The sequence below is a fragment of the Prochlorococcus marinus subsp. pastoris str. CCMP1986 genome (assembly GCF_000011465.1).
GTDB classification, from domain to species: domain Bacteria; phylum Cyanobacteriota; class Cyanobacteriia; order PCC-6307; family Cyanobiaceae; genus Prochlorococcus_A; species Prochlorococcus_A pastoris.
In genome coordinates, this window is sequence record NC_005072.1 from 727,319 (window position 1) to 745,684 (window position 18,366).

Here is an 18,366-nt window from a genome sequence, read left to right on the forward strand (position 1 = left end):
ATTATGAGAGAAGAAGATATTAAAAGTTTTGAGGATGCTTTTTTTGATGCTTTAAATCTCTTTAATAATCAAAAATGGTATGAAGCTCATGATGCCTTTGAGGACATATGGAATACTCTTGAAGGAGATGAGAGACAAATAATACAAGGAATAATCCAAGTATCTGTCTCTCAATTTCATTTAAGTAAAGGGAATTTAAATGGTGCGACTATCTTAATGGGTGAAGGCTTAGGTAGGATAAAAAACAGAACTAATATTGATTTAGGAGTAGATCTCGTATCTTTTTGCAAATGTCTTGATGAATTATTAAGAAAACTTCAATATAAAGAGGAATTAACTAAAAATGATAAACCTTATCTACTGATAAAAGAGCAAAATGAATTTTGAAATAAAAAACGTCTTTCTTACTATTGAAGGAAAATCCATAGTTAATGATGTTTCAATAAAGGTTTGCCCAGGCGAAATTGTAGGTTTAATGGGACCAAATGGTGCAGGTAAAACATCTACTTTTAATCTTGCGGTGGGCAATTTAAGACCTGATAAGGGAGATATATTAATAAATAGCAAATCTATAAAAAATTTACCTTTGCCTATTAGAGCAAAACTTGGTTTAGGATATTTAACTCAAGAAGCAAGTATCTTTAGAGATTTAACAGTTAAAGAAAATATTGACTTAGCATTAGAAAATTCATTTTCTAGTAGAGCAATAGTAAGAAATAAGAGAGAAAAAATAATTAATGAATTTAATCTGAATAAAGTTGTTGATAATTATGGTTATCAATTATCAGGAGGGGAGAGAAGACGGTGTGAAATAGCAAGAGCTCTATCAGTAGGTAGACAAGGACCTAAATATTTACTTTTGGATGAACCTTTTGCAGGGATCGACCCCTTAGCTGTAAATGATTTAAAAAAACTTATTATTAAACTTAGGGATAATGGAATGGGAATTCTTATAACAGATCATAATGTAAGAGAGACTTTGTTAATTACAAGTAAATCATATGTTTTAAGTGAAGGAAAGATTCTTGCTCATGGATCATCTGATGAACTTGCAAATAATCAAATAGTGAAAAAGTTTTATTTGGGGGTTGATTTTCAGCTTTAAGTACTTAATTAAGAAATAAATTTAAATTAAAATAATTGATAAAATCATGAATTTTTTATTTTTTTTTATTATTTTATAATTAAGTAAACTTATACAGTTTTATATTTTACTAATGATATTTGATGGTTTTATCAAAAATTTTATTTACGATCCAGTATCTTTTATAGGCATTTTAATTTTTTATTTTTTATTAATTAATTTGCCTATTTCTCTAATATCGTTATTTAATAAAAAATCCTCTTCTTATGTGAGACTAATTACAATCTTAATTAATCTCTTTATAGCTTTACAGCTTATCTCAAGATGGATAATCTCTGGACATTTTCCAATAAGTAATTTATATGAATCTCTTTATTTCTTAGTTTGGGGCATAACTTTAGGTCAATTATTAATTGAGAAAGAATACTCGACTCCGATAATCCCGGCAATAGCAATACCTATTGAACTTTTAACTATAGCTTTTGCTTGCTTTGTTTTGCCTGAAGATTTAAAGCTATCATCTAATCTTGTCCCAGCATTAAGATCAAGTTGGTTAGTTATGCATGTAAGCGTAGTCATGCTAAGTTATGCCGCCCTTATCATGGGCTCTTTACTATCAGCTTCTGTACTCTTTATCAATAATAGTCAACCTCTTCAACTTAGAAGTAGTTCTATGGGTGTAGGCGGTTTCAAAATATCTAATTCATACTCGACCAACAATGTCATTGAGCCTATAAATTTTTCTCATTCTGAGGAATTAGATACTCTTAGTTATCGATCTATATTAGTAGGATTTGTTCTTCTCACTCTTGGCTTAATTACTGGAGCTATCTGGGCTAATGAAGCTTGGGGAACTTGGTGGAGTTGGGATCCTAAGGAGACTTGGGCTTTCATTTCTTGGTTATTTTATGCTGCCTATTTGCATATGAGAATAAGTAGGGGTTGGCAAGGTAGAAGACCAGCATTACTTGCTACTTCTGGCTTTTTTGTCGTATTAATATGTTACATAGGAGTAAATTTCTTAGGTGTGGGTTTGCACAGTTATGGTTGGATATTTGGAATATTTAATTTGTTTTAAATTCCAGTTATTAAGGCTCTGAAATTATCTTTCCATTTTGCGCATCTAAAGCAACTGACCTTAATTCATCACAACCCTCTTTTAATGTTGGATAAGCAAACATCCCACTTCCTGCAATAAAACAATTAGCACCAGCTTCTGCACATTGCGAAATGGTCCAATTTGCTTTTATTCCGCCATCAACTTCAATATCTACATTTAAATTCTTTTCAATTACGAAGTTTCTAATTTTTCTTATTTTATTTAACATTGTTGGGATGTAAGCTTGTCCACCAAATCCTGGATTAACGGTCATTACTAAGACATGATCAACCATATCCATAATGTTTTCGATCATTTCAAATGGCGTGTGAGGATTTAATGCAACCGATGGTGATCCTCCAAGGTCTCTTATCTTTCCAAGAACTCTATGAAGGTGAACATTAGCTTCAGCATGAGCTATGACAACTCCAGGCTCTCCATTAGGACCTTTGGTAGCTTTTACATATGCCTCAAGCATGGTCTCACAATTATATTGGCTTACCATTAATTGAGTCTCAAAAGGAACTTCGCAATATTTTCTACATGCAGCAATCATTTCAGGACCAAATGTAAGATTTGGTACAAAATTTCCATCCATGACATCAAATTGAATACGATCTACACCTGCTTCTTCAAGATCTTTAACGCATGCCCCCATATTTGCCCAGTCTGCTGGTAGTACGGAAGGAATTATTTGAATTGGTCGATTAACACCTACAGAATTTTTAGAGTTAGTTTCGGGCATTTTATTTTTAAAATATTTAATAAAGATACTATATTTGGTTGCTTATTCCTAATTTCAAGTCACGGCCTGATAAAGTAACACCTGCAAAGAGTTAAAAAAAACTAATAAGCAAATTAATTCTCATAAAAAAGGCATTTTTTATGAGAGTATGTTTTAAACCTCTTAGAAAATCTTTTAAAATTTAATTGTGAATCAAACTTTAATTCAAGAAATTCTCGAAGTAGTCGAGCAAGCCGCAATCGCATCAGCAAAACTTACAGGTTTAGGTCAGAAAGACGAAGCTGATGCAGCTGCTGTTGAAGCAATGAGGTTGCGTATGGGGAAAATTGAGATGAAAGGAAAAATTGTAATAGGTGAAGGTGAACGTGACGAAGCACCAATGTTATACATAGGGGAAGAGGTAGGTAGTGGAAACGGTCCAGGCGTTGACTTTGCTGTAGACCCTTGTGAAGGAACTAATCTATGTGCTAACAACCAACGAGGATCCATGGCAGTATTAGCTGCTTCCGACACTGGGGGGCTTTTCAATGCACCTGATTTTTATATGAATAAATTGGCAGCACCTCCAGCGGCAAAAGGAAAGGTAGATATAAGGAATTCAGCTACTGAGAATTTAAAAATTTTAAGTAATTGCTTAGATCTAGCGATTGATGAACTTACTGTAGTAGTTATGGATAGAGCAAGACATAAAGGTTTGATCAAGGAGATTCGAGAATGTGGAGCAAAAATTCAACCAATTTCTGATGGAGACGTTCAAGCTGCAATTGCTTGCGGATTTGCTGGTACAGGGACTCATTGCTTAATGGGTATTGGAGCAGCTCCAGAAGGTGTTATATCTGCCGCTGCAATGAGAGCTCTTGGGGGGCATTTTCAAGGACAGTTAGTTTATGACCCTGCAATTGCGCAAACTTCTGAATGGGCTGACTATACAAAAGAAGGAAATATAAAACGTTTAAATGAAATGGGAATTACTGATATTGACAAAATCTATGAGGCCAATGAACTTGCATCAGGAGAAAATGTGATCTTTGCGGGAAGTGGAATTACTGATGGATTATTATTTGATGGAGTCAAATTTGAAAAAGACTGTACTAGAACCAGTAGCCTTGTAATAAGTACATTGGATAGCACTTGTCGATTTACAAATACAATACACATGAAAGATGGTGCTAAAAGTATTAGCCTTTAATATTTCAATTTAATTTTATGCATATTGTTGTCGTCGGACTAAGTCATCGCACGGCACCTGTCGAAGTGCGTGAGAAGTTAAGTATTCCTGATCAATCGATTTCAGAATCATTAAAGACTCTGAGTATCAATTCTGATATTTTAGAAGTTTCTATTTTAAGTACTTGTAATAGGTTAGAAATATACGCTCTTGTTAAAGAGATAAATATTGGTATTTCATCTATTAAAGAATTTTTAACAGATTACTCGAGCGTAAATTTTGAAGACCTAAATCCTCATCTTTTTGATTTTAGACAAGAAGAAGCTGTTTTACATTTAATGAAAGTCTCAGCTGGATTAGATAGCCTCGTTTTGGGCGAAGGTCAAATACTCTCGCAAGTTAAAAAAATGATGAGATTAGGTCAGGAGAATCAATCTACCGGTCCAATTCTTAATAGGTTATTAAGTCAATCAGTTAGTGCCGGGAAGAAAGTTAGATCTGAAACTAATTTAGGAACTGGCGCTGTATCAATTAGCTCAGCCGCTGTTGAACTCGCTCAATTAAAAATTGGACAGGATCATGGTGTTGATGGGCTCGTTAGTTTGAAATCTGAAAAAGTTCTAGTCGTTGGTGCTGGAAGGATGAGTAGACTTTTAATAACTCATTTGAAATCCAAAGGATGTAATAGGCTCACTCTTTTAAATAGAAATATTGAAAGAGCCGTTAATCTTGCAGGAGATTTCCCAGATCTTGAAATAAATTGCAAGAGTTTAAATGAATTGGATAAAAATATATCTTTATCCTCTCTTGTCTTTACTAGTACTGCTTCTGAAAAACCTTTTATTGATTTAGCAAGAGTTGAAAAAATTAGTTTAAATAACAAACTTAAATTTATTGATATAGGTGTTCCAAGAAATATATCAAATGATGTTAAACATCATGCTTTTATAGAGTCTTTTGATGTAGATGACTTGGAAGAAGTTGTTTCTAGAAATCAAGAATTTAGACAAAAAATAGCAAAAGAGGCTGAATCTTTAGTTAAAGATGAAAGAATCATTTTTTTGGAGTGGTGGGCTAGTTTGGAAGCAGTTCCAGTAATAAATAAATTAAGATCTGATTTGGAGTTAATAAGAAAAGAAGAGTTACAAAAAGCACTAAGTAGAATGGGACCTGATTTTTCTGCTCGAGAAAGGAAAGTTGTAGAGGCTTTAACTAAAGGGATTATTAATAAGATTCTTCACACACCAGTCACTAAATTGAGAAGTCCTCAGTCAAGAGATGAAAGACAAGCATCATTAAAAATCGTTGAAAAATTGTTTTCTTTGGTAGATGATGAATAAAATTTTTAAAAATAACTGACTTTATATTAAGTTTTTCATTAGATTTTTCTTAATACCTTTGTAAAGTGGCCATTTCCATTTTTAAATTTGCACATAATCAGTTAATTTTAATAGTTGAGTATACCTCCATTAAATTGAATGAAGCGTGTGTTGGCAATCATCCTCGGAGGAGGAAAAGGTTCTAGGCTTTATCCCTTAACAAAAATGAGGGCTAAACCTGCAGTTCCTTTAGCAGGTAAATATCGTTTAATTGATATCCCAATTAGTAATTGTATTAATTCTGGGATTAATAAAATGTACGTTTTAACTCAGTTTAATAGTGCTTCTCTTAACAGACATATTGGGAGAACCTACAATTTAAGTGCTCCTTTTGGGCAAGGATTTGTGGAGGTACTAGCTGCTCAGCAAACTCCTGATAGTCCAAAGTGGTTTGAAGGTACTGCTGATGCAGTAAGAAAATATCAATGGTTGTTTCAAGAGTGGGATGTGGACGAATATTTAATATTGTCGGGTGATCAGCTCTATAGAATGGACTATAGTTTATTTGTTCAACACCATAGAGATAATAAAGCTGATTTAACAGTAGCTGCCTTACCTGTTGATGAATCTCAGGCTGAAGGTTTTGGGCTTATGAGAACAGATGATTTGGGTAATATTAAAGAATTTAGTGAAAAGCCAACTGGTGAGAAATTAAAATCAATGGCGGTTGATACCTCTAAGTTCGGTTTAACCAAGGAATCGGCATCAGAGAAACCGTATCTTGCCTCTATGGGCATTTATGTTTTCAGTAGAAAGACACTTTTTGATCTCTTAAATAAGTTCCCTAGTTATACAGATTTTGGTAAAGATATAATCCCTGAGGCATTAAGTAGAGGGGATACATTAAAGAGTTATGTTTTTGATGATTATTGGGAAGATATAGGAACTATAGGAGCATTTTTTGAATCAAACTTAGCATTAACACAACAACCAAAACCTCCGTTTAGTTTTTATGATGAAAAATTTCCTATATATACTAGGCCTAGATATCTTCCTCCATCAAAACTTGTAGATGCTCAAATTACTGATTCAATAGTTTGTGAAGGAACTATTTTGAAATCTTGTAGCATCTTGCATTGTGTCTTAGGGGTGAGAAGTAGAATTGAAAGTGATTCTGTTATTGAAGATACTCTTGTAATGGGATCTGATTTTTTTGAATCGCTAGAAGAGAGGATTGAATTAAGAAAAGGTGGTGGTACGCCTCTTGGAGTAGGAGAAGGTTCAACTATAAAAAGGGCAATTCTTGATAAGAATGCAAGAATTGGAGATAATGTGGTGATAGTAAATAAGGATAGAGTAGAAGAAGCAGATAAACCAGATGTAGGATTTTATATTAGAAATGGAATTGTTGTTGTAGTTAAAAATGCAACTATTGCTAACGGAACAATTATTTAATTTAGTTTTTCGATCATTTTTCGCTGACATAAGTAATGTTTTTTAAGCAATTTCTCTAAGTTGCATGCAATATATATTTATTGCGTTTTTTAATTTTTATGCCCAAGGCACATTTTGGTTTAATCGGTCTTGGAGTTATGGGGGAGAATTTAGTTCTTAATGCAGAAAGGAACGGATTTTCTAGTGTAGTTTTTAATAGAACCTATTCAAAAACTCAAGAATTCTTAGAAGGTAGAGGTTTAGGAAAGAATGTAGAAGGAGCTAAAACACTTCAAGAATTTGTGAATAAGCTTGAAAGACCAAGAAGAATTTTAATGATGGTTAAAGCCGGGGCAGCTACAGATGCTGTTATTGATAATATTTCTGAATATCTTGAAGAAGGCGATTTATTAATTGATGGAGGTAATTCTCAGTTTAAAGATACTGAAAGACGAGTTGCGACTCTTGAAAGTAAAAGCTTTGGATATATAGGAATGGGTGTCTCTGGAGGGGCTAAAGGAGCCTTGGAGGGGCCAAGCATGATGCCTGGCGGAACTAAAGCCTCTTATGACGCTATAGAAAGTTTATTGACTAAAATGGCTGCGAAAGTAGAAGACGGTCCTTGTGTAGCTTATGTTGGACCCGGTGGTTCAGGCCACTTCGTTAAAACTGTTCATAATGGTATTGAATATGGCATTGAGCAAATTCTTGCAGAAGCTTATGACCTTATGAAAAGAGTCAAAAATATGAATGGATCACAAATGGCTGAGGTTTTTGGTCTTTGGAATAATACTGATGAATTGGCATCTTATCTTGTAGAAATAACGCAAATATGTTTAAACACCAAAGATGAACTAACAGGCGAAGATGTTGTGGAAAAAATATTGGATAAAGCTGGCCAAAAAGGTACTGGATTGTGGACTGTTGTTAGTGCCTTAGAACTTGGTATATCAGTTCCCACTATTTATGCTTCATTAAATGCAAGGGTTATGAGTTCCCTTAAGGTTCAACGTAGTGAAATCGAGAAAACAATTCCGATGGAAGCTATTGAAGATTTTGATTTAGGAGAAATTTCTAATGGTATGAAACCTTTGTTTGATGCAGTCGTTCTTGCTACTATTGCTAGTTACGCTCAAGGGATGGATATATTAAGTGAAGCTTCATCAGTTTATAATTATGAGCTAAATATGCCATCTATTGCTCAAATATGGAAAGGTGGTTGCATTATTAGATCAAAATTATTAAAAAAGATTCAAGATGCATATCAAAAAGATCCAAATTTGAAGAATCTAATTTTTGATGATTGGTTCAACAACGAAATTTCTACAAGAATTGATAATTTAGCAAGTGTCGTTTCTTCTTCAACTAAGGCTGGTATTCCAGTGCCTTGTTTATCAAGTACTTTAGATTATTTAAATAGTTACAGAACAAACAGACTTCCTCAGAATTTAGTTCAAGCCATGAGAGATTGTTTTGGTTCACATACTTACGAAAGAGTTGACAAGGAAGGAAGTTTTCATACTGAATGGATGAAATGATTGAACAATCTTATGGTGGATACAAACTTTACATATATAAAGATAAACTTGAACTCTCATCTAATGTCTCTAATTTTATAGAAAATCAAATTGTTCAAACGTTAAAAATTAAAGATAGATTTCAATTTTGTGTAAGTGGTGGTTCAACCCCTAAATCTGTTTATCAATTACTATCAGAAAGAGATATTGAATGGGAGAAAGTTGATATTTTTTTAGGTGATGAGAGGTGTGTTGATCCAAAATCTGAATTAAGTAACTCTCTGATGTTAAAAAATTCCTTGCTAACTAAATATGGTTCTAAAGCCTTCTTTTATGAGATTTTTAGTGATAAAAAAGTTGACGATAATATCTCAAAAAATTTATTAATTTCTAAATTAAATGAAAAATGTAATGGTAAACCTCCATCTTTTGATTTAACTTTATTAGGCCTTGGTGATGATGGTCATACCGCTTCGCTATTTCCATATCAGAAAAATAATAATGCTGATGATTTTGTAATTTTTAATGAGGGAAAAGGTCTTAAAAGAATTTCTCTAACTCCTAAAGTACTATCTGCTTCTTCAAAGATTATATTTTTAGTTAGTGGGGCTTCTAAACAATTAGCACTTAAGAGACTATTGGATAAAAATGAGTCCCCAGAAAGGACTCCTTCTAAATTAATTAAATCAAGTGACCAGATATCAATATTTTGCGATGAAGAATCTTCAAAAGAATTATCAATTTAGGTAGAGTCTATACTAGTTCTAAACTAATTAATGAGTAATAAAAAAGTTTTATTCCAGAAAAAAGAGTTTGAAGGATGGAAAACCTTAAACGACACTGTTATGGGTGGTTCAAGTTCAGCTTATTGCGAAAATACAAATTCTGGGTTGCTATTAAAGGGAAATATCATAGAGAAAGCTGGAGGCTTTGTTAGTTGTAGATCATCGATATATAAACCTTCATTAGATATTAACGAGTATCAATCTTTTGAATTAAAAATAGATGGTCAAGGTAGAACCTTCAAATTTGCAGTCGCATGCGAAGATGACATCCTTGGCCTGACAGAATTTATTCCTGGTGGTCTGAGATGGATAAAATCATTTCCTACTAAAAAATTTGGAACAACTAAGATAGAAATTCCTTTTAATTCTCTTAATCCATCAGTAAGAGCTAATAAGGTCCGTTTCCCTTTCAAATTTAAACCATCAAAAATTAAGAGATTACAACTGCTGCATTCAAAATTTGGAGATAATGGTCTACTTAATGATGGATTCAAATCGGGTCCAATAAAAATTTTAATAAAATCAATCAGTGTTTTTTGAAGATTTTGCTGAAAAATTTAATACTTTAATTGCTAAGTCTGCAGATTTAACAAATAAACCTTTTCTGCACTCAGTCGTAAAGATTAATGGGGAATATGAAAGAGATAATGAGGATATTGATTTAACTTTAAATATTTTATGTAGAGATAATGAAGGGAAAAGATTGGATATTTATGATCTTGAGTTGGAACTTTTTAAATCAAATAGTGAATTAGTTTTAGTTATTTCGAAGCTGAACTTTCCTGATGAACCTATTTTATGGAGTGGTGTAAAAACAATATGGATGAATAGTAGAGATGGCAAAAAATGCTCTCCACCAAAATATAGTTCAAGATTGGAGAACCTTGCTACGAGGATAAAAAATTTTATTACTTAGAACAGTTTATTAGGAGATTATTCTTCCAAATCTGTAACGGCTCCTAGGCTTGAGGTGCTAACAATTCTTGAATATTTAGAAAGAACTCCTTTTTTATATTTTTTACTAGGCTTTTCCCAGTTAATTCTTCTCATTTCTAATTCCTCATCAGATAGTTCAACTTCGATTAATTGGTTTGTAGCATCAACAGTTATTAAATCGCCTTCTTTTATTAACGCTATATTTCCTCCAACTGCTGCCTCTGGTGCAATGTGGCCAACAACTAGGCCATAGGTGCCTCCACTAAATCTACCATCAGTTATTAGCGCTACTTTTTCTCCAAGTCCTTGCCCAACAATTGCGGATGTTGGTGCCAACATTTCTCTCATCCCTGGTCCGCCCACAGGACCTTCATTTCTTATAACAACAACATTACCAGCTTTAATATCATTATTCAAAATTGATTTGAGACAATCCTCCTCACTCTCAAAGATGCGAGCAGGTCCTTTTAATACAGGATTCTTTATTCCACTAATTTTGGCTACACAACCTTCCGAGGCTAAGTTCCCTTTTAGAATCGCTAAGTGACCTTTTTTATAAAGTGGATTATCAATATCTCGAATGACATCCTGATTCTCTGGAGGTTTAACTGGAATATCTTTTAAGGATTCAACTACTGTTTTACCCTCTATGTTTCTACAATTACCATGTATCAAACCTGTGTTTAGAAGTATTTTCATAACTTGTGGAATTCCACCTGCTTTATGAAGATCGACTGTTACGTATTTACCGCTGGGTTTTAAGTCGCAAATTACAGGTACTTTTTGTCTTATTCTTTCGAAATCATCAATATTGATATCTATACCTGCTGTATTTGCTATTGCTAATATATGGAGAACGGCATTAGTTGAACCTCCAATAGCCATAATGACAGTTATTGCATTCTCAAATGATTCTTTAGTCATGAGAGTTAAAGGTCTAATATCTTTTCTAATTGCATCAACTAATATTTCAGCACTTTTTTCAGCGCTAACTTCCTTTTCGTAATCTTCAGCTGCCATTGTTGAACTATATGGAAGACTTAAACCCAAGACTTCTATAACAGCAGACATAGTGTTAGCTGTAAACATTCCTCCACAACTTCCAGCTCCTGGGATACAATTTTTTTCAACTTCAATTAATCTCTTCTCATTTATTTTCCCAGAAGTTAATTGCCCAACAGCTTCAAATGCACTGACAACTGTAAGATCTTCACCATTTAATTTACCAGGTTTTATTGTTCCTCCATAAATAAATATGGATGGGATATTCATTCTTGCAATTGCAATCATTGCTCCTGGCATATTTTTATCACAACCTCCAATAGCTAAAACCCCATCCATACTTTGCGCATTGCATGCTGTTTCGATTGAATCAGCTATAACCTCTCTTGAAACTAGGGAATATTTCATTCCCTCTGTTCCCATAGAGATTCCATCACTTACGGTGATGGTTCCGAACATCTGAGGCATACCTCCTGCTTCTCTTATTGATTCTTCAGCTTTTAGAGCTAACTTGTTTAGACCCATATTGCATGGTGTGATAGTACTAAATCCGTTAGCAACTCCAATTATAGGTTTAGTAAAATCTTCATCACTAAAACCAACAGCTCTTAACATTGATCTGTTAGGAGATCTTTGGACACCTTGAGTTATTGCAGATGATCTTAATTTATTCATATGATTTGAGAACCTCTATTATTCTATTGTCCTAATTCCTCAAGTTGCCTCCTTACATCAGCAATTGCAGAATTAAGCTCTTCAACTTTTTGCTCTAATTTATCTCCTTCAACGTCTTTAATGTTTTCGTTAGTGTCAATAGCTTCTGAACCATCTTGAATTCTTGATGAATACATCATTGCTTTTTGTTTCTTTTCTTCTTTTCTTTTATCTGCTTCGGAGATTAACCACCATGCCAAACCTGCTGCTCCGATAAAAGCCCCACTTATTAAAGATAAAAAATTATTTGAAGACGAATCTCTATATTCAGACATTGGTAATTAATTTCTATTTATATTATATCTTAGTTCTTATCTGAAAATATAGTACTCAAACGCAATAAAGGGTTTCCAATTCCGGGCTTCAACAAATTTGAATTTTCGTCTTCTTCATCAATACAAGATGTATATATAACTTGTTGAGGAAATACCTTTGCAATTTCATTTAGACCTTTATTGCTGCAAATGGATGATATTAATAAAATCCTATTAGATTCAACCCCTAATCTTTTTAACTTAATAAGAGTTTCAATTGGATTTGATTTCATCTTTATTTGATCTGAATAAACCATAACACCAATATTATCTTCGATTTTTGTTGGTAATTCTCCTAACAAAAGAGTTGAATTTGGGATCACTTCTTTTGCTCCGTACCATAGGGATAATCCTTCAGGCATTATTGCTATTACTTTTATTGGATAATCATTATTTATAAAAACACCTTCTGCCTCTCCATGATCTGTTTTTATCGACTCTTTTTTATATGGAAGCCAATCTCTTAACGCTTCATAAGTTAGCCATTTTCCTAATTGTTCATAGCCAGTTGAATATAAAATATTAGGAGTATTTTTCTCTCTTAAAATTGAAAGCCAATGTTTTATTAATGGATGAGGAGGAACAATAACCTTTAGTGACATTGCCATATATTTTCCTTTAAGATGGTGATACAAACTTTAAAACCCTAGATCTAAAATACATTTTTATTATGATTAAATCAATTAATTTCCCTTCCCTCAAAAATGCTTTAATAACTATATTTTTTATTGGAATCCTATTTTTTAATTTTGTAAACTCTGCTTGGGCTAAACGACCTCCAGAAATAAGAAACCAGCAAGACCTTGATTTAGAGGAAGATATGCATGGTCAAGATCTTAGTGGTAATGAATTTGTAAAGTTCAATTTAAATGGATTTGATTTTAGTCAAAGTAACTTGGAGGGCGCAGTTTTTAATAATAGTAAATTGCAAAACGCAACTATGACTGGAGCTAACCTTAGTGACGCTTTAGCATATGCAACAGATTTTACAGACGCAGATCTTTCAGATGTGAATTTCACAAATGCTTTATTAATGGAAAGTAATTTTGAAGGGGCCAAGATTGATGGTGCAGATTTTACGAATGCAGTTCTTAGCCGTATACAACAAAAAGAATTATGTGAAATAGCAAATGGTACTAATAGTTCGACAGGAGAAAGTACAGAATATAGTCTTGGTTGTTAAAAAACAAATATGAATAAAAGAATACCTGTAATTGTAATTTCTGGATTTCTTGGGTCTGGTAAGACTACTTTTTTAAGATATTTACTTAGAGAGAGTAATAAAAAATTTGGGTTAATAATAAACGAATTTGGTGATGTTGGGATTGATGGAGACTTGGTTAAAAGCTGTAATGGTTGTGATGATTCAGATGAAGGCTGTATTATTGAATTAAATAATGGTTGTTTATGTTGCACCGTTCAAGATGATTTTATTCCCTCGATAAAATCACTTTTAAATTTTAATCCTGACATAGAAGCAATAATCATTGAGACGAGTGGACTTGCCTTACCCTTACCATTGATACAAGCACTCAATTGGCCTGAGATAAGGACATCAATATATCTTGATGTCGTGATTGGCATAGTCAATGGAGAGTCAATGCTTAAGGGCTCTCCAATAAATGATTTAAATGAAATAACTAATCAGTACGATGAGTTAAATAAGATTGACCATAATGCATCCATTGACGAACTCTTTGAAGAACAGTTAGAGGTTTCTGATATCGTTCTAATATCTAGAGCAGATGTTTTAAATGAAAAAGAATTTAAATCTATCAAAAATTTAATCAAAGAAAAGTTTAATTCAACTGTTCCCATTCTTAAGTCTCTTAATGGCAAAATTGATTTAAAGTATATATTTGATATTGATTTAAAAAAGAATAATTATAAAAAATTTATTTCTGAAGAACATGATCATAATCATGTTGAACTTGTCTCTGATTCAGTAAAGTTAAATTATTTTCTTGACAAAAAAGAATTTGAGAAAGAGATAGCAAACGTTTTAAGTGAAATTGATATTCTTCGAATAAAAGGACGTATATGGATTCCAAAAAAATCATTGCCTTTGCAAATACAAATAGTTGGAAAAAAAATAAATACTTGGTATGAAGAAGCACCTCTTAATTGTTGGAGGCCAATTGATAGTGGTGGACTTGAATTAGTCATAATTTCCTTTGATAGTGAATCGATTAATAAATTTATAAAAAAAATTAAAGAGAAATTTAAGGTTTTAAACGTCCTAAAATAGGCATTTAATTTTATAGTAGTTTCTGGAAAAATTTCCCTGATTTCTAAATTGAAAATGGAAGATTCAAAAATTGCTTTTAAACCTAGTATCCTTACTGAAGATTCAATTCCTTGTTTTAAAGTTATTTGTTCTAAATGTGCTGGGTCAGGTAATTTTAAAACTCCTGAAAACTCAAGAAGAACTTGTTTAGAATGTTTTGGTAAGGGTTATGTAAACGTTTAATTAAATTTTTTTGTTTTTAATGATAAAAATATTTGTTTATTAATTAAGAGTACTTTTTTATTAAATTTTAAACTATTCTTCTATTAGAAATAATTTTTTAATTGGATCAATTTGAAGTTAAAGTTTTTATAAGGTTAAGACCTTCCGTTCTTGATCCAGCAGGAGAGGCAATAAAGTCTGCTTCCAGCAAACTTGGAGTCGCAGGAATTAAATCTTTAAGAATAGGAAAATTGATTGAAGTTAAAATCGAAAGTAATGAAGAAGATATTAAAGAAAAAATTGAATTATTATGTGATCGATTATTTGCTAATACAGTCATTGAAGACTATGAGTATTCAATAAATAAATTATAAATGGCTAGTTTTACGGTTGGTATTGTCGTTTTCCCTGGTTCTAATTGTGATCGTGATGTTTCCTGGGCTTTAGAAGGTTGTTTAGACATTAAAACAAAATTCTTATGGCATGAATCATCTGATTTGAATGATGTTGATTCAATTGTTTTGCCAGGAGGATTTAGTTATGGTGATTATTTAAGATGTGGAGCAATAGCAAGATTCTCTCCATTAATAAATTCTTTACATGACTTTATTAAAAGCGGAAGACGTGTATTAGGCATATGCAATGGGTTTCAAATTTTAACTGAATCAGGTTTTCTTCCGGGAGCACTTGTTGCTAATAAAAATCTCAATTTCATATGTGATGATGTTGACTTGAATGTGATCACTTCGAAAGGAGGTTGGTTTCAAAAGTTAAACGAAAATCAAAATATAAAATTACCAATTGCGCATGGAGAAGGGTGTTATCATTGCGATCAAGACACTTTAAAAAGACTTGTTGATAATGATTTAATTGCACTGAAATACAAAACTAATCCTAATGGGTCAACTTCTGATATAGCTGGTATAACTAATGAGAAAGGAAATGTTTTAGGATTAATGCCTCATCCTGAGCGAGCTTGTGATGAATCTATTGGTGGAATAGATGGTCTCTATACTTTGAGGTCATTAATTACACAATAAAAAAAGACCTCAAATGTTGAGGTCTTTTTTATTTAGACTTTTCTTAAATATTAAACTGCTGCTTTTACTTTTGGATCTAAGTTTCCTTTCGCATAAAGATCAGCGTAATAATTTGTGCTGCTTTGTTTGATCTTACTTGCTTGACCTTCGCACCAGAATTGCTTATATCTATCAAGACAAACTTGCTTCATGTATTTTCTGGCAGGTTTATTGAAATGTCTTGGATCGAAGTTTGCTGTGTCTGCAAAAGCAGCTTCTCTAACTGCGGCTGTAAATGCAAGTCTATTATCAGTATCGATATTAACTTTCCTTACCCCGTTTCTGATGCCCTCTTGAATTTCTTCTACAGGTACACCGTATGTCTGTGGAATTTCCCCACCATATTTGTTAATTATATCTAACCATTCTTGAGGAACCGAACTAGATCCATGCATTACAAGGTGAGTATTTGGTAGAGCTTTATGGATCTCAGCAATTCTGCTTATCGCAAGAACCTCTCCTGTTGGCTTTCTTGTGAATTTATATGCACCATGACTTGTTCCTATTGCTATGGCTAAAGCATCAACTTTTGTTTTCGCTACAAAGTCTGCAGCTTCTTCAGGATCAGTTAAAAGCATATCTGTTGAAAGTTCACCTTCGAATCCATGACCATCTTCAGCTTCACCTTTCCCTGTCTCTAAGGATCCTAAGCAACCTAATTCTCCCTCAACACTAACTCCCACTGAATGTGCGAAGTCTACTACTTTTTTTGTTACGGCAACATTATATTCATAACTTGCGGGTGTTTTTGCATCTGCCTCTAAAGATCCGTCCATCATTACTGAGGTAAAACCATTAATAGCTGCTGAATAACAAGTTGATGGCTCATTACCATGATCTTGATGCATTACAACTGGAATATTTGGATAAGTTTCTGTTGCAGCAAGGATCAGGTGACGAAGGAAAATTTCTCCAGCATAATTTCTTGCTCCTCTTGAAGCTTGAAGAATTACAGGGCTATCAGTTTCGTAAGCAGCCTCCATGATCGCTTGAACCTGTTCAAGATTATTGACATTAAAAGCTGGTATACCGTAACGATTCTCGGCTGCGTGATCTAAAAGTAGTCTCAGTGGAACGAGGGCCATAATTAAAAATTAATTAGATGCTTAAGAAAAAATAAGCAATATGTTCCGAGATTTTAATATATAGAGGGATCAAATGTCACGTCATTAGATATACAAATCACTAAAAAATCGAGTAATAATTGTTACTCAGCAATTTATTTAGCTAAATTTTTATAGAAATACCACTCTCAGAGGATCTTCTTATTGCTTCACAAACTCTTTGACTAGTAAGTCCCTCAGACAATCCAGGGATTACAGGTGTTTGATTATTGATACTCTCAGCCCATAAATTGTGAATTCTCTTAACAGGTGCAATTCTTCCATCAGACCAGGTTTTTTCAAAATTGTAGAGAGGATCCGCAGGCAAATTATATGTTTTATCCTCTTTGTTTGAAAATTTTAAATTAAAACCATGTACGTAATCTTTTTGATTCTCACTGCTTAGGAAAAGTGAACCTTCACTTCCGTACACTTCCAAACTAAATCCTCTTCCATTTTTTGAAATCGAGGATAATGAAACCTGACATGGTATGAGAGCGCTATCGTAATTAGTTATTTCAAGGTTAGCTATACAAATATCTTCACTTGTTACTTCCAATATCTTGGAGGAATTAGACAATGATCTTTCATTAATTGATGTTGATATTTTTCCAGATACTTTTATCGATTCTCCAAAAAACCAGTTCAACATATCGAATGCATGAGTTCCCAAAGCTCCAATTACTCCTCCCCCTTTTTCTCTTAATGAATACCAGTTCCATGCTCTCTTGGGATCAGATCTGCTGCCCATTAACCAATCAAGTTTAATTAAATAAATTTTACCTAAAATATTCTCATCAATTATTTTCTTGGTTTGTAGAAAAAGAGGTACTGCTCTATATTCAAAATCTACGCAAACACTCAAATTATTAATTAAGGATATTCTTTGGAGTTCTTCAATTTCTTCGGAAGTTAAGGCAACAGGTTTTTCTAATAAGAGATGTTTATTATTCTCTAGTGCTTCCTTTGCTAATTTAAATCTTGATTCAGGAGATGTAGCAATTATTATACCGTCGATATCTTTAGATTTAACTAATTTTCCCCAATCATGATAAAAATTTAAACCGGTTTCTTTCTCTAATGATGGTCCTTTTTCTTTTTTATAGTGATAAATTGTAGTTGGAATTAAGTAATCTGATTCTTTTAAAGCTTCTAAATGAATTTTTTTTCCAAATCCTAAGCCAGCAATTGCGATTCTTAATTTTCGTGAAATATTAATGTTAGTCATTAATCTATTTTTTCAGAACAACCTTTTTCAATAACAACATCAATAAGCTCATCATTATTTGAAGTTTGCCACTTTGAACCGAACTGTGGGATGCCATTAATTGAAGTATCTTTATATGTTTTATCATTACAATTAATTCTCATAACATAAAGAGATAATTCTTCTTTATCGCTTGGTTCTTTAGGATTTTTAAGGAACTTTGTTAAAACTGTTATTTCTCCAGCATTTATTTCCTTAATACTTCCCATATCAATCCATTCCTTACCATCATTATTTTCTTTTAAAAGTACCCAATCTACATTACCGATACCATATGCAAATTCAGAGTTATTTAAAATTAGAATTAAAAAGGTAAAACATAAAGAAAAAAATTTAAAAATAATATTCATT

Annotated in this window: 22 protein-coding genes; 15 read left to right on the forward strand and 7 right to left on the reverse strand. The window is 32.8% G+C overall.

What is annotated here, in order from left to right; translation table 11 throughout:
• The first annotated feature begins 3 nt into the window (after nucleotides 1-3).
• From TX50_RS04080 to ccsB, 3 genes are all read left to right on the forward strand, one after another.
• A complete protein-coding gene (locus TX50_RS04080) occupies nucleotides 4-387 on the forward strand; it encodes a DUF309 domain-containing protein (RefSeq protein ID WP_011132397.1) in 384 nt (127 codons plus the stop codon).
• Complete coding sequence (gene lptB / locus TX50_RS04085; RefSeq protein WP_011132398.1) at nucleotides 377-1,105, forward strand: LPS export ABC transporter ATP-binding protein; 729 nt, start codon at nucleotides 377-379, stop codon at nucleotides 1,103-1,105. The genes TX50_RS04080 and lptB overlap by 11 nt, the downstream gene beginning before the upstream one ends.
• 112 nt (nucleotides 1,106-1,217) lie before the next feature.
• Nucleotides 1,218-2,162, forward strand: coding sequence for a c-type cytochrome biogenesis protein CcsB (gene ccsB, locus TX50_RS04090; RefSeq protein ID WP_011132399.1), 945 nt, complete (start codon nucleotides 1,218-1,220; stop codon nucleotides 2,160-2,162).
• Between the two features lie 10 nt (nucleotides 2,163-2,172).
• On the opposite strand, the gene rpe is transcribed toward ccsB, so the two are convergent.
• Nucleotides 2,173-2,928, reverse strand: a complete 756-nt coding sequence (gene rpe, locus TX50_RS04095) for a ribulose-phosphate 3-epimerase (protein ID WP_011132400.1) — start codon at nucleotides 2,926-2,928, stop codon at nucleotides 2,173-2,175.
• Between the two features lie 187 nt (nucleotides 2,929-3,115).
• Between rpe and glpX the strand changes: the two genes are divergently transcribed.
• The 7 genes from glpX to TX50_RS04130 all read left to right on the forward strand — a co-directional run bounded on the left by glpX (nucleotide 3,116) and on the right by TX50_RS04130 (nucleotide 10,067).
• Nucleotides 3,116-4,117: a class II fructose-bisphosphatase gene (gene glpX, locus TX50_RS04100; RefSeq protein WP_011132401.1), complete on the forward strand. Its 1,002-nt coding sequence runs from the start codon at nucleotides 3,116-3,118 to the stop codon at nucleotides 4,115-4,117.
• 17 nt (nucleotides 4,118-4,134) lie between these two features.
• A complete protein-coding gene (locus TX50_RS04105) occupies nucleotides 4,135-5,436 on the forward strand; it encodes a glutamyl-tRNA reductase (RefSeq protein ID WP_011132402.1) in 1,302 nt (433 codons plus the stop codon).
• A gap of 138 nt (nucleotides 5,437-5,574) precedes the next feature.
• Entirely contained in the window at nucleotides 5,575-6,870 is a 1,296-nt protein-coding gene (locus TX50_RS04110) for a glucose-1-phosphate adenylyltransferase (protein ID WP_011132403.1), read from the forward strand.
• A 98-nt stretch (nucleotides 6,871-6,968) separates the two neighbouring features.
• Nucleotides 6,969-8,387: an NADP-dependent phosphogluconate dehydrogenase gene (gene gndA, locus TX50_RS04115; RefSeq protein ID WP_011132404.1), complete on the forward strand. Its 1,419-nt coding sequence runs from the start codon at nucleotides 6,969-6,971 to the stop codon at nucleotides 8,385-8,387.
• Complete coding sequence (gene pgl, locus TX50_RS04120) at nucleotides 8,375-9,112, forward strand: 6-phosphogluconolactonase (RefSeq protein ID WP_011132405.1); 738 nt, start codon at nucleotides 8,375-8,377, stop codon at nucleotides 9,110-9,112. Before gndA ends, pgl begins: the two co-directional genes overlap by 13 nt.
• A 30-nt stretch (nucleotides 9,113-9,142) precedes the next feature.
• On the forward strand, nucleotides 9,143-9,691 hold the full coding sequence (locus tag TX50_RS04125; RefSeq protein WP_011132406.1) for a CIA30 family protein: 549 nt from the start codon (nucleotides 9,143-9,145) through the stop codon (nucleotides 9,689-9,691).
• A complete protein-coding gene (locus tag TX50_RS04130) occupies nucleotides 9,681-10,067 on the forward strand; it encodes a hypothetical protein (protein WP_011132407.1) in 387 nt (128 codons plus the stop codon). Before TX50_RS04125 ends, TX50_RS04130 begins: the two co-directional genes overlap by 11 nt.
• A 17-nt stretch (nucleotides 10,068-10,084) precedes the next feature.
• On the opposite strand, the gene ilvD is transcribed toward TX50_RS04130, so the two are convergent.
• From ilvD to TX50_RS04145, 3 genes are read right to left on the reverse strand one after another with little or no spacing between them, the layout of a single operon-like run.
• Nucleotides 10,085-11,764: a dihydroxy-acid dehydratase gene (gene ilvD, locus TX50_RS04135; protein WP_011132408.1), complete on the reverse strand. Its 1,680-nt coding sequence runs from the start codon at nucleotides 11,762-11,764 to the stop codon at nucleotides 10,085-10,087.
• 23 nt (nucleotides 11,765-11,787) lie between these two features.
• Nucleotides 11,788-12,078: a membrane protein gene (locus TX50_RS04140; protein ID WP_011132409.1), complete on the reverse strand. Its 291-nt coding sequence runs from the start codon at nucleotides 12,076-12,078 to the stop codon at nucleotides 11,788-11,790.
• A 29-nt stretch (nucleotides 12,079-12,107) separates the two neighbouring features.
• Nucleotides 12,108-12,725, reverse strand: coding sequence for a uracil phosphoribosyltransferase (locus tag TX50_RS04145; RefSeq protein ID WP_011132410.1), 618 nt, complete (start codon nucleotides 12,723-12,725; stop codon nucleotides 12,108-12,110).
• A gap of 62 nt (nucleotides 12,726-12,787) precedes the next feature.
• Here TX50_RS04145 and TX50_RS04150 point away from each other — a divergent pair, with 62 nt between their 5' ends.
• The 5 genes from TX50_RS04150 to purQ all read left to right on the forward strand — a co-directional run bounded on the left by TX50_RS04150 (nucleotide 12,788) and on the right by purQ (nucleotide 15,606).
• Nucleotides 12,788-13,300, forward strand: coding sequence for a pentapeptide repeat-containing protein (locus tag TX50_RS04150; protein WP_011132411.1), 513 nt, complete (start codon nucleotides 12,788-12,790; stop codon nucleotides 13,298-13,300).
• 9 nt (nucleotides 13,301-13,309) lie between these two features.
• Complete coding sequence (locus tag TX50_RS04155; protein WP_011132412.1) at nucleotides 13,310-14,365, forward strand: GTP-binding protein; 1,056 nt, start codon at nucleotides 13,310-13,312, stop codon at nucleotides 14,363-14,365.
• 54 nt (nucleotides 14,366-14,419) lie between these two features.
• Nucleotides 14,420-14,587 carry a hypothetical protein gene (locus TX50_RS09645; RefSeq protein ID WP_173027978.1) on the forward strand — a complete coding sequence of 56 codons (168 nt, stop codon included), beginning with the start codon at nucleotides 14,420-14,422 and terminating at the stop codon, nucleotides 14,585-14,587.
• Nucleotides 14,588-14,688: 101 nt separating this feature from the next.
• Nucleotides 14,689-14,940: a phosphoribosylformylglycinamidine synthase subunit PurS gene (gene purS / locus TX50_RS04160; RefSeq protein WP_011132413.1), complete on the forward strand. Its 252-nt coding sequence runs from the start codon at nucleotides 14,689-14,691 to the stop codon at nucleotides 14,938-14,940.
• On the forward strand, nucleotides 14,941-15,606 hold the full coding sequence (gene purQ / locus TX50_RS04165) for a phosphoribosylformylglycinamidine synthase subunit PurQ (protein WP_011132414.1): 666 nt from the start codon (nucleotides 14,941-14,943) through the stop codon (nucleotides 15,604-15,606).
• A 50-nt stretch (nucleotides 15,607-15,656) separates the two neighbouring features.
• Here the strand turns inward: purQ and fba are convergent, their stop codons facing one another.
• The 3 genes from fba to TX50_RS04180 form a co-directional block, all read right to left on the reverse strand.
• Nucleotides 15,657-16,730, reverse strand: a complete 1,074-nt coding sequence (gene fba / locus TX50_RS04170) for a class II fructose-bisphosphate aldolase (RefSeq protein ID WP_011132415.1) — start codon at nucleotides 16,728-16,730, stop codon at nucleotides 15,657-15,659.
• Nucleotides 16,731-16,872: 142 nt separating this feature from the next.
• On the reverse strand, nucleotides 16,873-17,976 hold the full coding sequence (locus TX50_RS04175) for a Gfo/Idh/MocA family protein (protein WP_011132416.1): 1,104 nt from the start codon (nucleotides 17,974-17,976) through the stop codon (nucleotides 16,873-16,875).
• Nucleotides 17,976-18,365 carry a hypothetical protein gene (locus TX50_RS04180; RefSeq protein WP_011132417.1) on the reverse strand — a complete coding sequence of 130 codons (390 nt, stop codon included), beginning with the start codon at nucleotides 18,363-18,365 and terminating at the stop codon, nucleotides 17,976-17,978. The genes TX50_RS04175 and TX50_RS04180 overlap by 1 nt, the downstream gene beginning before the upstream one ends.
• Between the last annotated feature and the right edge of the window lies 1 nt (nucleotide 18,366).

Coding starts and splice junctions, on each gene's coding strand:
- TX50_RS04080 (WP_011132397.1), top strand. CDS start 4: ATGAGAGAAGAAGATATTAAAAGTTTTGAGGATGCTTTTTTTGATGCT.
- lptB (WP_011132398.1), top strand. CDS start 377: ATGAATTTTGAAATAAAAAACGTCTTTCTTACTATTGAAGGAAAATCC.
- ccsB (WP_011132399.1), top strand. CDS start 1,218: ATGATATTTGATGGTTTTATCAAAAATTTTATTTACGATCCAGTATCT.
- rpe (WP_011132400.1), bottom strand. CDS start 2,928: ATGCCCGAAACTAACTCTAAAAATTCTGTAGGTGTTAATCGACCAATT.
- TX50_RS04105 (WP_011132402.1), top strand. CDS start 4,135: ATGCATATTGTTGTCGTCGGACTAAGTCATCGCACGGCACCTGTCGAA.
- TX50_RS04110 (WP_011132403.1), top strand. CDS start 5,575: ATGAAGCGTGTGTTGGCAATCATCCTCGGAGGAGGAAAAGGTTCTAGG.
- gndA (WP_011132404.1), top strand. CDS start 6,969: ATGCCCAAGGCACATTTTGGTTTAATCGGTCTTGGAGTTATGGGGGAG.
- pgl (WP_011132405.1), top strand. CDS start 8,375: ATGGATGAAATGATTGAACAATCTTATGGTGGATACAAACTTTACATA.
- TX50_RS04125 (WP_011132406.1), top strand. CDS start 9,143: ATGAGTAATAAAAAAGTTTTATTCCAGAAAAAAGAGTTTGAAGGATGG.
- ilvD (WP_011132408.1), bottom strand. CDS start 11,764: ATGAATAAATTAAGATCATCTGCAATAACTCAAGGTGTCCAAAGATCT.
- TX50_RS04140 (WP_011132409.1), bottom strand. CDS start 12,078: ATGTCTGAATATAGAGATTCGTCTTCAAATAATTTTTTATCTTTAATA.
- TX50_RS04145 (WP_011132410.1), bottom strand. CDS start 12,725: ATGGCAATGTCACTAAAGGTTATTGTTCCTCCTCATCCATTAATAAAA.
- TX50_RS04150 (WP_011132411.1), top strand. CDS start 12,788: ATGATTAAATCAATTAATTTCCCTTCCCTCAAAAATGCTTTAATAACT.
- TX50_RS04155 (WP_011132412.1), top strand. CDS start 13,310: ATGAATAAAAGAATACCTGTAATTGTAATTTCTGGATTTCTTGGGTCT.
- TX50_RS09645 (WP_173027978.1), top strand. CDS start 14,420: ATGGAAGATTCAAAAATTGCTTTTAAACCTAGTATCCTTACTGAAGAT.
- purQ (WP_011132414.1), top strand. CDS start 14,941: ATGGCTAGTTTTACGGTTGGTATTGTCGTTTTCCCTGGTTCTAATTGT.
- fba (WP_011132415.1), bottom strand. CDS start 16,730: ATGGCCCTCGTTCCACTGAGACTACTTTTAGATCACGCAGCCGAGAAT.
- TX50_RS04175 (WP_011132416.1), bottom strand. CDS start 17,976: ATGACTAACATTAATATTTCACGAAAATTAAGAATCGCAATTGCTGGC.
- TX50_RS04180 (WP_011132417.1), bottom strand. CDS start 18,365: ATGAATATTATTTTTAAATTTTTTTCTTTATGTTTTACCTTTTTAATT.